Source organism: Acidovorax sp., from assembly GCF_021287135.1.
In the GTDB taxonomy this organism is placed as follows: Bacteria; Pseudomonadota; Gammaproteobacteria; order Burkholderiales; family Burkholderiaceae_C; genus Acidovorax.
Window position 1 is genome coordinate 64831 of record NZ_JAJTBB010000003.1, and the last position, 14108, is coordinate 78938.

The following is a 14108-nucleotide window of genomic DNA, read 5'->3' on the forward strand; positions in this document are numbered from 1 at the left end:
CGGCGGGGGCCGGCAGTCAGAGCCCGCCGCGCGCGGGCGCCGGCAGAGCACGCACCCAGCGCAGGATGCCGTCCGCGTCCAGCGGGCGCGAGACGGCGTGGCCCTGCACCAGGTCGCAGCCCAGGCGCGCCAGCAGCTCCATCTGGGCCGGCGTCTCCACCCCTTCGGCCACCGTGCGGATCTGCAGCGTGCGCGCCAACTGGATGATGGCCGTGACGATCGCCACGTCGTCAGCGCTGCCCGGGGTGTCCGCCACGAAGGAGCGATCGATCTTGAGCTTGTCGATGGGGTAGCGCTTGAGGTAGGCGAGCGACGAATAGCCGGTGCCGAAGTCGTCGATGGCAATGCCGATGCCCAGCGCCTTCAGGGCGTTGAGCCGCTCCAGGGCCTCGCCCGTCTGGTGCAGCAGCACCGACTCGGTCAGCTCGATCTCCAGGCAGTGCGGCGCCAGCCCGGTTTCGCTCAGCACGGCGGCGATCTCGCCGGCCACGTCGCGCTGGCGGAATTCGAGGGCTGACAGATTGACGGCCACCGGCACCTGGGGCAGCCCCTGGGCCTGCCAGGCCTTGAGCTGGCGGCAGGCCTCGCGCAGCACCCAGCGGCCAATGGGGGTGATGAGCCCGCGCGACTCCGAGAAGGTGATGAATTCGTCCGGCCCCACCAGGCCGCGCTGCGGGTGGCGCCAGCGCACCAGCGCCTCGAAACCGCGCAGCGCGCCGTCCGCCAGCCGCATCTGGGGCTGGTAGTGCAGCACGAAGGCGTTGTCGGCAATGGCCTGGCGCAGCAGCCGCTCGTGCTGCAGCACGTCGATGGCGCTGCCGTCCATGCGGGGGGCGTAGAACTGCCGGTTGCCGCGCCCGCTCTCCTTGGCATGGTGCATGGCTGCGTCCGCGCAGCGCAGCAGCGCATCGGCCTGGTCGGCGTGCTCGGGAAACAGGGCGATGCCGATGGAAGGCGACACCGTCAGCGGCAGTTCGTTCACGGTGAACACGCGCTGCAGGGAGGCGAGCAGCTGGTCGGCCACGCGGGCGGCGTCGTCCGGGCTGCGCACGTCGGTCAGCACCACCACGAACTCGTCGCCGCCCAGCCGCGCCACCACGTCGGCATCCCGCACGTCCTGGCGCAGCCGCTCGGCCACGCCGCACAGCAGCTGGTCCCCCGCGTGGTGGCCCAGCGAATCGTTCACCGTCTTGAAGTGGTCCAGGTTGATGAACAGGACGGCTGCGCCGCCGCGGCGCCGGCGGGCCAGGGCCAGCACCTGCGCGAGCTGCTCCATCAGGAAGTGGCGGTTGGGCAGCTGCGTGAGCGGGTCGTGCAGCGCAATGAAGGCCTCGCGCTGCTGCGCCTGCTTGCGCGCGGTGATGTCGCGCACCACCACGATGCGGTAGTCGGCGTGCTGCAGGGGCATGGTCTTGCCCACCACCTCCACGGGAATGGTGTGGCCGTCCTTGTGGCAGATGGTCACCTCGTAGGGGTCTTCGCGCCCGTTGCGCGTGTAGTCCAGCGCCACCGCCCGCCATTCGGGGCTGATGAAGTTGAAGATCGACAGGCCGATCACCTCCTGCAGCGCATAGCCCGTCAGGCGGGTGAGCGCCTCGTTGCCGTCGGTGATGAGGCCGTCGCGGTGGAACACGATGGCCTCGTCCGTGGCCTCGGTGAACTTGCGCATGCGCTCTTCGCTCTGGCGCACCGTGCGCTCGGCCCGCCAGCGTTCGGTGATGTCGGTGATGAGCACAAAGGCGCCCAGCTGCTCCCCACCGCCGGGGGCAAAGTGCGGGATGAGATTCACCTCGATCATGCGCAGCTCGCCGTTGGGCAGGGTCTGCTCGCGCGTGTACTTCACATGCTCGCGGCGGATGCAGCGCTCCACATGGGGCTGGATCGCCTCCCAGGCCTTGTCGCCAATGGCCTCCCGCACGGTGAGGCCCAGGATGGAGCTGGCGGTGTGGCCGTTGTAGGCCGCATAGGCCTGGTTGGCGAACTGGCAGTGCAGGCCGGGCAGGTCGTAGTACGCCATCAGCGCCGGCACGGAGTCCGCAATCAGCCGCAGCAGCGCATCGCTGGAGCCGCGGGATCCGGGGACGAGGGTTGCGGGCACGGCGTCTTGCATGGGGTGGCGCGGGGGGTGGCCTCGTTATAGCCGATCCACGGCAGGGCAGGCCAGGGAGTCTTCCTGGGGCAGGGACCCTGGACCAGACCGTCGCCGGGCGGTGGAACGCCCGGTGTGCACCGCCGCCCGGGCGGGTGCAAGGCCCGCCGTCAGCGGGCTGCAGATTCCAGGGGTGCGGCCTTGGCGGCCGGGGCCTGCAGGGCCGCGGGGCGTCCGGGTGCTCGGGCCGGGGTCGCCGCCGGGCGCCTTGCCGCCACCGGCGCCGGCCGGGTGGCCCAGGCGGCGGCCGACGGCTGAGCGTCTGCGAGCCGGAACACGGCCACTGCCTCCACCAGCTGCTGGGCCTGGCCCTTCATGCTGTCGGCCGCGGCGGCGCTTTGCTCCACCAGCGCGGCGTTCTCCTGGGTGGCGCGGTCCATCTGGGTCACGGCTTCGCCCACCTGGGCGACCCCCGCGCTCTGCTCGGCGCTGGCCGCGCTGATCTCGCCCATGATGTCCGTCACGCGCTGGATGGCGCTCACCACTTCGGTCATCGTGGCGCCCGCTTGGTCCACCAGGGCAGAACCTTGCTCCACGCGCTCCACGCTGGCGCCGATGAGGTCCTTGATCTCCTTGGCCGCCTCGGCCGACCGGCCGGCCAGGCTGCGCACCTCCGACGCCACCACGGCAAAGCCGCGGCCCTGCTCGCCGGCCCGGGCGGCTTCCACGGCGGCGTTGAGCGCCAGGATGTTGGTCTGGAAGGCGATGCCGTCGATCACGCTGATGATGTCGGCGATCTTTTTGCTGCTGTCGTTGATGCCCTTCATCGTGGCCACCACTTCGCCGACGACGTCGCCGCCCTTGACGGCCACGGCTGTCGCGCCCTGGGCCAACTGGTTGGCCTGGCGGGCGTTGTCGGCGTTCTGCCGCACGGTGGAACTGAGTTCTTCCATGGAGGCGGCGGTTTCTTCCAGGGCCGAGGCCTGCTCTTCGGTCCGCGCCGAGAGGTCGTTGTTGCCCTGGGCGATTTCCGCGCTGGCGGTGGCAATGCTGTCGGCGGAGCTGCGCACCTGGCCGATCAGCCGCGTCAGCTGCTGCTGCATCGTGCCCATGGACGCGAGCACGCTGCTGGCGGGGGCGCTCTCGGCGCCGCGCACCGGGCCGAGGTCGCCCTGGGCGATGCGCTGGGCAATACCGCCCAGCTCCACCGGTTCCGAGCCCAGGGACGCCAGCAGGCGGCGGGTGATCAGAAAGCCCAGCACGGCAGCGATCAGGACGGCCGCAGTGCTGATGGCCACCAGCAGGTTGCGCTGCGTTGCGTACTCGGCGGCCGAAGACTCGACGCTGCGCTGCGCCTGCTCCTTGCTGTAGCCGATGTAGTCGTCCACGGCCTTGAGCAGGGCGGCCAGCAGCGGGCGGCACTCGTTGTTCATCTTGTCCACCGCCTCGTCGTGCTTGCCGGACGCGGCCAGCTCGACGATCGCCACGGCCACGGGCCCGTATTGCGACTCGATCTTGTCGATGGCGGCCACCAGCGCACGGTCCCGGTCGGTCACGTCGGTGGCCTTGCCCACCTTGTCCTTGAGCGCCTGCAGGCTGGCCTGCAGCGCCTGGTGCGCCTTCACGGCCATGGCCTTGGCAGAGGCCTGGTCGGCGGGTGTCTTGACGAGCACCATGTCGCGCACGCCGATGGCGCGGCTGCCGGCGAGGTTCTGTACCTCCGAGGCCAGCCGTTCGCGCTCCGCGGCGCCGTCCACATAGCCGGCAAAGCGCACGTCTGCGCTGCCGAGCCCGCGCAGGGACAGCAGGCTGACCACCAGGACCAACACCGCCAGCGATCCGAAGGCCAGCGTCAGGAGTTGCTTGATCGTGAGGTTTTTCATGGGGGAGGGCCGGTCTGGCAAAGGGGTGGAAAAAGCCGGTGTCCGCTGCCCGGGGGCGCAGGCAAAAGCACTGGCGATGAATGTAACGTGTGTAACAAAAATCTAGTTTAGAAATATATTTGCACAAAGCAAATAAATGAGCAATCCAATTGCGTCAACACGGCCCCAGGTCGCGGCGCCGGTGTGGTTAAACTGCACGCCCCCTGGAACCCCTCTGGCCGACGCATGCTGCCCAAAACCCTGACGCTCATTGACGATGACAGGGCGTATTCCCAGGGCCTGTCGCGCTTTCTGCAGGGGCTGGGCATCGCCGTCACCACCTTCGCGGACGGCCGCGAATTTCTGGCGCACACCGACCCGTACGGCTTCGACTTCTACATTGCCGACCTGATGCTGCCGGGCATCGACGGCACGGAGCTGATCCGCGTCCTGCGCCTGCGCTCCAATGCCGGCGTGCTGGTGGTGTCGGGGCGGGCGTCCGCCGACACCTTCAAGGAGGTGGTGCGGGCCGGCGCGGACATGTACCTGACCAAGCCCGTCAAGTTCGAGCAGGTGGCCCTGGCCATCGAGGCGGTGCAGCGGCGCGTCCACCCGGCGGATCCGGTCCAGAACGCCTGGCGGCTGGACCGGCGCGCAGGCCAGCTCACGGCGCCTGACGGCGCGGTGGTCGATTTGAGCGAGACCGACCGGACCCTCATGGAGTGCTTTGCCGAGGCCGGTGGCGAGGTGGTGCCGCGCGAGACCCTGCTGCAGCGGCTGGGCCGGGCAGCGGATTTCGAGGCGTCCGGGGGGTTGAACGGCGCCGTGTTCCGCCTGCGGCGGCGCATCGAGCGGGCGACACCCGGCAACGTGCCGCTGCAGACCAAGTCGGGTGTGGGCTACGTGTTCCGCGCTCCCGTCCGGGCGCAGTGACCCACCGCGGGCTCAGGGCCCGCCATCCGTCTGACAGAGGGTCAACCGCAAGGTGACGCCGCCGGGACCGTTGCGCACCACGTCCACCGTGCCGCCGTGCAACTGCATGACCTGCCGGACGATGTAGAGCCCCACGCCGTGCCCGGCGTCCCGGACGGCACCGCGCACCCCGCGCGTGAACAGGCGGGGCAGCAGGTCGGCGGGAATGCCCGGCCCGGTGTCCTCCACGTCGATCAGCAAGGCCGGCGGGTCGTCCGAGTCTGCGATGCGCACCACCACGGACGACTCCGGGGGGCTGCACCGCAGGGCGTTGGACAACAGGTTGCGCAGCGCCAGCCGCAGCAGGCTCATGTCCATCAAGACCGTGCGGATGGATGTTTCGCGCACCCGCTGGATGCGGCCCTGCTGGGCTTCCGGCAGGTCGGCAATCACGATGCGCAGCCAGGTGTCGATGTCGGTGTCCTCCCGGTGGATGGGGTTGGGCCGCGCCAGCAGGGACGCCACTGCGATGGTGTTGTCGATGTTGCTCAGCACCTCGCCCAGCACCGCCTGGGCGTGCACCACTTCGTCGGACACCAGCGCATCGCTCGTGTCGCGCAAGGCGGCGTGGGCGCTTTGCAGTGCGGCCGAGGCGTTGTTCAGCGGCTGGCGGACCTCATGGGCCAGCACGTAGAGCATCTCCGTGCGTTCGCGCAGCAGGGCACTGACTTCCGCCGCCTGCGCCTGCAGTTCGGTGCGGTACTGCTGCTCGCGGCGCAGGGCGTCCTGGGTCTGGCGCAGTTCGGTGAACTCCGTCACCTGCACCAGGAAGCCGCGCACGGTGCCGTCCACGATGTGCGGGATGTATTCAGCCAGGCTGTTGCGCTGCACGCCCCCGGGGCCGGGAACGATCCGCTCGAACACCTGGCGTTCTCCCGCCAGGGCGGCGCGGATGTGCGGCTCGTTCTTGGCAAACAGCTCCGGGCCGAGCAGGTCGCGAAGGGAGGTGCCGATCAGGCGCTCGGGGTTCACACCGAACCACTGTTCGTAGGCCTTGTTGGCAAAGCGGCAGAGCAGGTCGTTGTCCCAATAGGCCAGCATGGAGGGCACGCGGTCGACCAGCAGCCGCACGTAGTACTGGGTGTCGGGGTCGGGGCGGTGCGTCATGGGGGCGGCTGCGGAAGACGGGGCGGCCATTGTGGCGCGGAAGCCGGCGCGGTGGGCTGGTCCCTGGCGGGTGCGGCCCGGATAATCCGCGCCATGACCACCCCTGTTCCCTCCGCCAGCGCCGGCTTCGGCGCGCTGGCTTTGTCCCCCGCCATGCAGGCCAACCTGCAGCAGCTGGGCTACACCACCATGACGCCCATCCAGGCGGCCAGCCTGCCGCCTGCACTGCTGGGCAAGGACCTGATCGCCCAGGCCAGCACCGGCAGCGGCAAGACGGCCGCGTTTGCGCTGGCCCTGCTGGCCAACCTCAATCCCCGCCGCTTCGCCGTCCAGGCGCTGGTGCTGTGCCCCACGCGCGAGCTGGCCGACCAGGTCACCACCGAGATCCGCCGCCTGGCCCGCGCCGAGGAGAACATCAAGGTTGTGACCCTGTGCGGCGGCGTGCCGCTGCGCGGCCAGATGCTCAGCTTGGAGCACGGCGCGCACATCGTGGTGGGCACGCCCGGCCGGGTGATGGACCATCTGGAGCGCGGCAACCTGACGCTGGAAGCGCTGAACACCCTGGTGCTGGACGAGGCCGACCGCATGCTCGACATGGGCTTCTTCGACGACATCGCCACCGTGGCGCGCCAGTGCCCCCCAAAGCGCCAGACGCTGCTGTTCTCGGCCACTTACCCCGAGGGCATCGCCCAGCTCAGCGCGCAGTTCATGAAGAACCCGCAGCAGATCGCCGTGCAGGCCCAGCATGCCGAGGGCAAGATCGAGCAGCGCTGGTACGAGGTGAAGAACAGCGAGCGCCTGCACGTGGTGTCGCAGTTGCTCAACCACTTCCGCCCCGACTCGTCCATCGCGTTTTGCAACACCAAGCAGCAGTGCCGCGACCTGGTGGCCGTGCTGCAGGCCCAGGGCTTCAGCGCGCTGGCGCTGTACGGCGAGCTGGAGCAGCGCGAGCGCGACCAGGTGCTGGTGCAGTTTGCCAACCGGAGCTGCTCCGTGCTGGTGGCCACTGACGTGGCCGCGCGCGGGCTGGACATCGCCAGCCTCGCTGCCGTGATCAACGTGGACGTGACGCCCGACCCCGAGGTGCACATCCACCGCATCGGCCGCACCGGCCGGGGGGATGCGGAGGGCCTGGCGCTCAACCTTGCCAGCCTGGACGAGATGGGCTCCGTGGGCAAGATCGAGCAGCTGCAGGGCCGCGAGTCGCGCTGGTTTCCGGTGGCCGAACTCACACCCACGGGCAACGGCCCGCTGGTGCCGCCCATGGTCACCCTGCAGATCATCGGCGGCCGCAAGGAGAAGATCCGTGCGGGCGACGTGCTGGGCGCCCTGACCGGCGAAATGGGCTACACCCGCGCACAGGTGGGCAAGATCAACGTCAACGATTTTTCCACCTACGTGGCCGTGGACCGCGCCATCGGCGCGCAGGCCGTGGACCGGCTCAACAACGGGCGCGTCAAGGGCAAGAGCGTGAAGGCGCGGCTGGTGACGGACTGACGCAGCGCCGGCGCCCCACCCAGGTGCCGCGGACGCTGGAGCCCCCTTTTTTCCCTTGACCCCGCCGTGGCGCCACGCCACGGGCAGCGCACGGCGGCCGGCCATTGCCGTGAGCGGCCGACCGGCGCAGGGGGATTTTTGCTTGTGCCAAGACCTATAGAGGACTATAGTTCTTGGCATGAATGCTTCTCCCAAAATCACCCGGCTTGACGCCGCCCCGGGCCTGAGCCGCTACGCCGCCCTGGCGGCGGCGCTGCGCGCGCGCGTGGTGGCGGGCGAGTGGCCGCCCGGCTCGGCCCTGCCGGCCGAAAGCCTGCTGGCCACGGAGCACCAGGTGGCGCTGGGCACCATGCGGCGGGCGCTGGAGCTGCTGGTGGCCGAAGGCTTGGTGGAGCGGGTGCACGGCCGGGGCACCTTCGTGCGCCAGGGCATCGCGGGCGCGTCCATGCTGCGGTTCTTCCGCTTTGACGGCGGCAGTGGCGAGGTGCCGCGTTCGCGCATCCTCTCCCGCCAGCGCACGGCCGCCCCCGCCGCCGTGGCCCGCCGCCTGGGCCTGGCCGCGGGCGAAATGGTGCTGCGGCTGCAGCGCCTGCGCCTGCTGGCCGATCAGCCCTGCCTGCTGGAGGACCTGTGGCTGCCGCTGGACGTGTTCGCACCGCTGGCCGAGGGCAGCACCGACACCTGGGACGACCTGCTCTACCCCCTGTTCGCCCGCCGGTGCGGCGTCCACGTCCACCGTGCGGTGGACGAGATCGGCTTTGCCTCTCTGACGGCCGCGCAGGCGCGGCACCTCGGCCTGGCGGCCGGCCATCCGGGCGTGGTGGTCCAGCGCGCCGCCTACGACCTGGGCGGGCGCTGCATCGAATGGCGCACCACCCGCGGGGATGCCAACGCCTTCCACTACACCGTGACCATCACTTGACTTGAAAACACCCACCAGGAGACAACGCATGACCTCTTTCCCCTCCACACCGCCGGGCACGGCCACCCTGTCGCGCCGCACGGCACTGGCCGCCGTGGGCGCCGCCTTGGCCGCGCCCTGGGTGCATGCGCGTGCCGCCGGCCTGGGCGGCGGACGCACCGTGACGCTGGTGGTGTCCTACCCCGCCGGCGGCGGCGCCGACCTGATGGCCCGCATCCTTGCGCCCCGCATGGCCGAGGCCCTGGGCCAGGGCGTGGTGGTGGACAACAAGCCCGGCGCCAGCGGCCAGCTGGCCGCCGCCGCGGTGGCCCGCGCCACGCCGGACGGCACCACCCTGCTGCTGGACGCGTCTTCGTTCGCGGTCAACCCTTCGCTGTACCCCAAGCTGCCTTACGACAGCAACACGGCTTTCGTGCCGCTGGCGGTGCTGGCCACGTTCCCGAACGTGCTGGTGTGCCACCCCGGGTTTGGCGCGCAGTCGGTCAAGGACGTCATCGCGCGTGCCAAGGCCAAGCCGGACGATGTGGCCTATGCCTCGTCGGGCAACGGCTCAGCGCAGCACCTGGCGGGCGCGTTGTTTGAAGACCGCGCGGGGGTGCGGCTGTCGCACATTCCCTACCGGGGCGGCGGCCCGGCCATGAACGATGTGATGGGCGGGCAGGTGCCGCTGTTCTTTGCCAACGTGGCCTCGTCGCTGGGCCACATCCAGGCGGGCAAGCTGCGGCCGCTGGCCGTGACCAGCGCGGTGCGCGCCCGGTCGCTGCCCGACGTGCCCACCATGGCCCAGGCCGGCGTGCCCGACTACGAGGTGCTGGAGTGGAACCCGGTGCTGGCCCCTGCCGGCATCGCGCCGGAGGTGCGCACCCAGCTGGTGGGCGCAATCCGCAAGGCGCTGGCCGACTCCGAAGTGCTGGGCCGCATCCGCGCGCTGGGCGGGGATGTCTTTGCAGACGCCACCCAGGCCAGCGCGGGCAAGTTCATCCAGGCGCAGCAGGCCCAGTGGGCCAAGGTCATCCGCGACCGCAAGATCACGGTGGGCTGACCGTGGAGGAACTGGCAACGCCTGGGGCGCACGGCACACCGGCACGCGGTGGGTGGGACGCGCACGTTCACGTTTTTGACGCCGCGGCACCCGTCCAGGCCGGGCACTACCGGCCCGCGCACCAGCCGCTGGAACGCATCGAGGCCGAGGCCGCCCGCCTGGGCGTGCACCACCTGGTGCTGGTGCAGCCCAGCGTCTACGGCACCGACAACCAGCTGCTGCTGCAGGCCCTGGCGCGCGAGCCCGGGCGCCACCGCGGCGTGGTCGTGGTGGATGCGGACATCACCGAAAGTGCCTTGGAGGCCCTCCACGCCGCCGGGGTGCGCGGGGTGCGGTTCAACCTGGTGTCGCCCGTGGGCAATGGCGCGCAGGCGATGCGGGCGCTGTCGCCTGCGCTGAAGGCGCTGGGCTGGCACGTGCAGTGGTACGCCGCCGCAGGTCAGATGGCGCAGATCGCCGAGCTGCACGCGGGCACGGGCCTGCCCTGCGTGCTGGACCACCTTGCGGGCCTGCACGCCGCGCTGGCGCCGGACGACGCGGCCTGGCAGGCGCTGGCGCGCCTGGCCGACCAGGGGGCCTGGGTCAAGCTCTCGGGCTGGTACCGCCTGCAGGCGCAAGCGCCGTACAGCACCCTGCTGGGCAACGTGCGCCGCGTGGCGGCGCTGGTGGGCGACCGCCTGGTGTGGGGCTCCGACTGGCCCCACACGGCGTTTGCGCCGGATGCCTTGCCCGCCTATGCGAGCGTGTGGGCGCCGGTGGTGGAGGCGCTGGGGCCGGCGCGGGCCGCCCAGGTGCTCCAGGCGGGCGCAGTGCTGTACCGCTGAGCCGGCTGCGCCCGGTCGCCGGGCACTGGTGGCGGCGCCAGGCGGGCGGGTGTGGCGAGGGCGCGGAAAAAGCCCCGCTTAAGATGGCGCTGGTGTAATCACCGGCCCGTGATTTTTCTGCCCGGCTTGCCGTACCGTCCATGTCGTCCGCACCCCCTGTCGCTTCCCATCCCTGGCTCTCTCCCCGCAACCTGCTTTGGGCCTCCGTGGCCGTGGCCGTGGTCACCATTGCGCTCAAGACGCTGGCCTGGGTGGTCACTGGCTCCGTGGGTTTGCTGTCGGACGCCATGGAATCGTTCGTGAACCTGGCCAGCGCTATGTTCGCCCTGGCCATGGTCACCGTGGCCCAGCGCCCTGCAGACGACGACCACCCCTACGGCCACCACAAGGCGGAGTATTTTTCCTCGGGCTTCGAGGGCATTCTCATCGTGGGCGTTTCGGCCGGCATCCTGTGGGCGGCCGGCCACCGGCTGGTGGACCCGCAGCCGCTGGAGCAGGTGGGCTGGGGCCTGGGCCTGTCGGTCCTCAGCTCGGCCCTCAACGGCCTGCTGGCCTGGGTGATGTTCCGCTCCGCACGCGAGCACCGTTCCATTGCGCTGGAGGCCGATGCGCGGCACCTGGTCACCGATGTGTGGACCTCGGCCGGCGTGCTGGTGGGCATTGCCGGCGCGGCCTTGACCGGCTGGCTGTGGCTGGACGCGCTGGCTGCCATCGCGGTGGCGCTGAACATTCTCAAGGAAGGGGCCGAACTGGTCTGGCGCTCCTCGCAGGGCCTCATGGACGCCGCGGTCGAGCCCGAGGTGCAGGCCGCCATCGACAGCACGCTGCAGCAGTTCGTGCAGGCCCAGCCGCCGGGGGCCGTGCGTTTTGACCATGTGTCCACCCGCCGCGCAGGGCAGCGCCAGTTTGTGGACATGCACCTGCACATGCCCGCGCACTGGACGCTGCGCCATGCCGCCGAGCTGCGCGGCCAGGTAGAGCGCGCCCTGATGGCGGCCGTGCCCGGCCTGCGCGCCACCATCGAGCTGCTGCCCACCGATGTGGAGGCGCATTTTGACGACCGCCCCGATGAAGACAAGGATGCCGTGAAGTGATCAGCGTATTGCAGCGCGTGCGCGAGGCACGCGTGGAGGTGGCCGGGCAGGCCGTGGGCGCCATTGGCGCAGGCCTGTTGGTACTGGTGTGCGCCGAGCGCGGCGACACCGAGGCCGAGGCGGACCGGCTGCTGGCCAAGGTGTTGAAGCTGCGCATCTTCAGCGACACCGCCGGCAAGATGAACCAGAGCGTGCAGGATGTGGGCGGGGGGCTGCTGGTGGTGAGCCAGTTCACCCTGGCCGCCGACACCACGGGTGGCAACCGCCCCAGCTTCACCCAGGCGGCCGCGCCTGCGGAGGGCCAGCGCCTGTACGACTACTTCGTGGCCCAGGCCCGTGCGGCCCACCCGGTGGTGGCCACCGGGCAGTTCGCTGCGGACATGCGGGTGCACCTGGTCAACGACGGGCCGGTAACCATTCCGATGCGGATGGCACCAGCGGCGCCAGCGGCGTAAAGCCCACCGGTGCGGTCCGGGCAAGCGCCTTTCCACGCGGTGTCCTGGGAATCCCAGGCGACAGGCTTGCCGGCGCAAACCCGGTAGGCTTGGCGCCCGCCGAGTTGACCCTTTCGCCCACCACCGCCGCCGCCGCCCGTGACACCGCCTTCCGCTCCGCCCGCCGAATTGCCTTCGCTCCCGCGGCCCCTGTGGGCCATGTACCTGTGCCTGCTGTCTGCCTTTGCGCTGAGCCAGGCCTACCGCACGGTGGCCAGCATCATCGCCCCCGGCCTCCAGGCGGACTTTGGCATTTCAGCAGACTCCCTGGGCGCCTTCGCGGGCTTGTTCGGCCTGTCCTTCGGGGTGGCCCAGTTGCTCATGGGGATCGGCATGGACCTGTACGGACTGCGCCGCACCGTGCTGACGGCGTTTCCGCTGGCCGCGGTGGGCGCCGCGGTGTCGGCCGCCGCCCCCAGCTACGGCTGGCTGATGCTGGGCCAGTTGCTGATCGGCGTGGGCTGCTCGCCGGCCTTTCTGGCCAGCACGGTCTTTGTGGCGCGGCACTTCCCGGCGCAGCGCTTTGCGTTTTTCTCGGGCGTGGGCATGGGGGTGGGCGGGCTGGGGCTTTTGTTCACCGGCACCCCGCTCGCCTGGATGGTGCAGCACGGGGGCTGGCGCACAGGTTTCGGCCTGCTGGCCGCGCTGTCGCTGCTGTCGTGGCTGCTGATCTTCCTGCGCGTGCGGGAGCCCGCCTTGCCCCACGTGCCCCGGGGGCCGCGCGAATCCTGGGCCCAGGCCGCAGGCCGCTTCGGCGCCCTGTTCAAGGTGCCGCACACCTGGGGCATCCTGATCCTGGGCATGTGCTGCTACGCGGCCTTCCTGTCCCTGCGCGGCCTGTGGCTCGGGCCCCTGCTGATGGGGCGCTACGGCTTTTCCCTGGTCGAAACCGGCAACGTGGCCTTGGTGCTGTCCATGCTTTCGCTGTTCATGCCCGCGCTGTTCGGGCGCATGGACCCCGGCCCGGCCCGGCGGCGGAGCTGGATCACCCGCTTTTCGCTGCTCATGGGTGGGCTGTTTCTGGTGCTGGCGTTCACGCACCATGCGGCCGCCAACGTGGTGCTTATCCTGGCCATGGGCCTGCTGTCCGGCTATGGCGTGCTGCAGTATGCCGACGTGCGCTCCTCGTACCCCGCGGAGATGACGGGGCGGGCCCTGTCGCTGTACACCATGTCGATGTTCCTGGGCGTGGCCTGGATGCAGTGGCTCACCGGCCTGCTGGCGGCCTGGGCCCAGCGCCAGGGCATCGAGCCCTACCAGGCCGTCATGGTCTGCATTGCCTGCGTGCTGGGTGCGGCCTCCGCGGCGTTCCGCTTCCTGCCGCGTTCGCCATTGCTGGAGCGCAGCGCGCGGCATTGACACGGACGGCGCGGGTGGAGGATCAGCCGCGCAGGAAGAACAACCCCGCCATCACCAGCCCGGTGGCCACGATGCCCCAGCGCAGCCACTGCGCAGGAATGCGCCGCGCCACGCGCGCACCGCCATAGCCGCCGGCCGTGGCGGCCGCCATCATCAGCAGCGCCTGGGGCCACAGCACCACGCCGCCCGCGGCATAGATGGCCACGGCAATGGCCGTGAGCAGGGCCGACACCCAGTTCTTCAGGCCGTTCATGGCGTTGAGCTGGGTCTGACCCAGCAGGCCGAACAGCGCCAGCAGCAGGATGCCCAGGCCCCCGTTGAAATAGCCGCCGTAGGCCGCCACCGCCAGCACGCCCACCGTGGCGCGGGCCGTGGACGGCTGGCCGCCGCCCGCCAGGCGCTGGCGAATCCAAGGCCCAAAGGCGAACAGCGCCGTGGCCGCCAGCAGCAGCCACGGCACGACGCGGCGGAAGGTGGCGTCCGGCGTGACCAGCAGCAGCGCCGCACCGCTGGCGCCGCCCAGCAGCGACAGTACGACGATGAGCCGCATCGACAGCCCCGGCGGCGGGGCCGTGTCTTCCCGAAAGCCCCAGGCGCCGGCCACGTAGCCGGGCAGCAGCGCCACCGTGCCGGTGGCATTGGCGACCACCGGCGGGACGCCGGTAAAGACCAGGGCGGGCAGGGTCAGGAAGCTGCCTCCGCCGGCAACGGCGTTGAGGGCGCCGGCGATGAAGGCGGCGGCAAGGAGCAAGGCGGTGTCGAACATCCGCCGATGGTAGGGGGTAGCGCCCACGCCATTGGCGACGGCGCGGGTGCAACACTTTTGCCTGTGCCGGCGTCTCTCAG

At 70.7% G+C, this 14108-nt stretch carries 12 protein-coding genes; 8 read left to right on the forward strand and 4 right to left on the reverse strand.

Annotated elements, in window-relative coordinates; genetic code table 11:
• Positions 1-16 precede the first annotated feature (16 nt).
• On the reverse strand, positions 17-2110 hold the full coding sequence (locus LWW96_RS00515; protein WP_291483634.1) for a GGDEF and EAL domain-containing protein: 2094 nt from the start codon (positions 2108-2110) through the stop codon (positions 17-19).
• A 149-nt stretch (positions 2111-2259) separates the two neighbouring features.
• Positions 2260-3972 (reverse strand): methyl-accepting chemotaxis protein, encoded by a 1713-nt coding sequence (locus LWW96_RS00520; RefSeq protein ID WP_291483636.1) that lies wholly within the window; start codon positions 3970-3972, stop codon positions 2260-2262.
• 225 nt (positions 3973-4197) lie between these two features.
• Between LWW96_RS00520 and LWW96_RS00525 the strand changes: the two genes are divergently transcribed.
• Positions 4198-4884 carry a response regulator transcription factor gene (locus LWW96_RS00525; RefSeq protein ID WP_291483638.1) on the forward strand — a complete coding sequence of 229 codons (687 nt, stop codon included), beginning with the start codon at positions 4198-4200 and terminating at the stop codon, positions 4882-4884.
• Between the two features lie 12 nt (positions 4885-4896).
• Here the strand turns inward: LWW96_RS00525 and LWW96_RS00530 are convergent, their stop codons facing one another.
• Positions 4897-6030: a PAS domain-containing sensor histidine kinase gene (locus LWW96_RS00530; RefSeq protein WP_291483640.1), complete on the reverse strand. Its 1134-nt coding sequence runs from the start codon at positions 6028-6030 to the stop codon at positions 4897-4899.
• A 93-nt stretch (positions 6031-6123) separates the two neighbouring features.
• Between LWW96_RS00530 and dbpA the strand changes: the two genes are divergently transcribed.
• The 7 genes from dbpA to LWW96_RS00565 all read left to right on the forward strand — a co-directional run bounded on the left by dbpA (position 6124) and on the right by LWW96_RS00565 (position 13262).
• Positions 6124-7527, forward strand: coding sequence for an ATP-dependent RNA helicase DbpA (gene dbpA, locus LWW96_RS00535; RefSeq protein WP_291483642.1), 1404 nt, complete (start codon positions 6124-6126; stop codon positions 7525-7527).
• A 178-nt stretch (positions 7528-7705) separates the two neighbouring features.
• On the forward strand, positions 7706-8449 hold the full coding sequence (locus tag LWW96_RS00540) for a GntR family transcriptional regulator (RefSeq protein WP_291483644.1): 744 nt from the start codon (positions 7706-7708) through the stop codon (positions 8447-8449).
• 28 nt (positions 8450-8477) lie between these two features.
• A complete protein-coding gene (locus LWW96_RS00545; protein ID WP_291483646.1) occupies positions 8478-9491 on the forward strand; it encodes a tripartite tricarboxylate transporter substrate binding protein in 1014 nt (337 codons plus the stop codon).
• 2 nt (positions 9492-9493) lie between these two features.
• On the forward strand, positions 9494-10315 hold the full coding sequence (locus LWW96_RS00550) for an amidohydrolase family protein (RefSeq protein WP_291483648.1): 822 nt from the start codon (positions 9494-9496) through the stop codon (positions 10313-10315).
• A 140-nt stretch (positions 10316-10455) separates the two neighbouring features.
• Positions 10456-11409: a cation diffusion facilitator family transporter gene (locus LWW96_RS00555; RefSeq protein WP_291483650.1), complete on the forward strand. Its 954-nt coding sequence runs from the start codon at positions 10456-10458 to the stop codon at positions 11407-11409.
• Positions 11406-11864, forward strand: a complete 459-nt coding sequence (gene dtd / locus LWW96_RS00560; protein WP_291483652.1) for a D-aminoacyl-tRNA deacylase — start codon at positions 11406-11408, stop codon at positions 11862-11864. Before LWW96_RS00555 ends, dtd begins: the two co-directional genes overlap by 4 nt.
• A gap of 198 nt (positions 11865-12062) precedes the next feature.
• Positions 12063-13262: an MFS transporter gene (locus LWW96_RS00565; protein WP_291483750.1), complete on the forward strand. Its 1200-nt coding sequence runs from the start codon at positions 12063-12065 to the stop codon at positions 13260-13262.
• Between the two features lie 22 nt (positions 13263-13284).
• Here LWW96_RS00565 and LWW96_RS00570 read toward each other — a convergent pair whose 3' ends face one another.
• Complete coding sequence (locus LWW96_RS00570; RefSeq protein ID WP_291483654.1) at positions 13285-14028, reverse strand: sulfite exporter TauE/SafE family protein; 744 nt, start codon at positions 14026-14028, stop codon at positions 13285-13287.
• Positions 14029-14108: the final 80 nt, after the last annotated feature.

Bases quoted from the DNA above. Each gene is read 5' to 3' on its own strand.
- LWW96_RS00515 (WP_291483634.1), bottom strand. From the start codon at position 2,110: ATGCAAGACGCCGTGCCCGCAACCCTCGTCCCCGGATCCCGCGGCTCC.
- LWW96_RS00520 (WP_291483636.1), bottom strand. From the start codon at position 3,972: ATGAAAAACCTCACGATCAAGCAACTCCTGACGCTGGCCTTCGGATCG.
- LWW96_RS00525 (WP_291483638.1), top strand. From the start codon at position 4,198: ATGCTGCCCAAAACCCTGACGCTCATTGACGATGACAGGGCGTATTCC.
- LWW96_RS00530 (WP_291483640.1), bottom strand. From the start codon at position 6,030: ATGACGCACCGCCCCGACCCCGACACCCAGTACTACGTGCGGCTGCTG.
- dbpA (WP_291483642.1), top strand. From the start codon at position 6,124: ATGACCACCCCTGTTCCCTCCGCCAGCGCCGGCTTCGGCGCGCTGGCT.
- LWW96_RS00540 (WP_291483644.1), top strand. From the start codon at position 7,706: ATGAATGCTTCTCCCAAAATCACCCGGCTTGACGCCGCCCCGGGCCTG.
- LWW96_RS00545 (WP_291483646.1), top strand. From the start codon at position 8,478: ATGACCTCTTTCCCCTCCACACCGCCGGGCACGGCCACCCTGTCGCGC.
- LWW96_RS00555 (WP_291483650.1), top strand. From the start codon at position 10,456: ATGTCGTCCGCACCCCCTGTCGCTTCCCATCCCTGGCTCTCTCCCCGC.
- LWW96_RS00565 (WP_291483750.1), top strand. From the start codon at position 12,063: ATGTACCTGTGCCTGCTGTCTGCCTTTGCGCTGAGCCAGGCCTACCGC.
- LWW96_RS00570 (WP_291483654.1), bottom strand. From the start codon at position 14,028: ATGTTCGACACCGCCTTGCTCCTTGCCGCCGCCTTCATCGCCGGCGCC.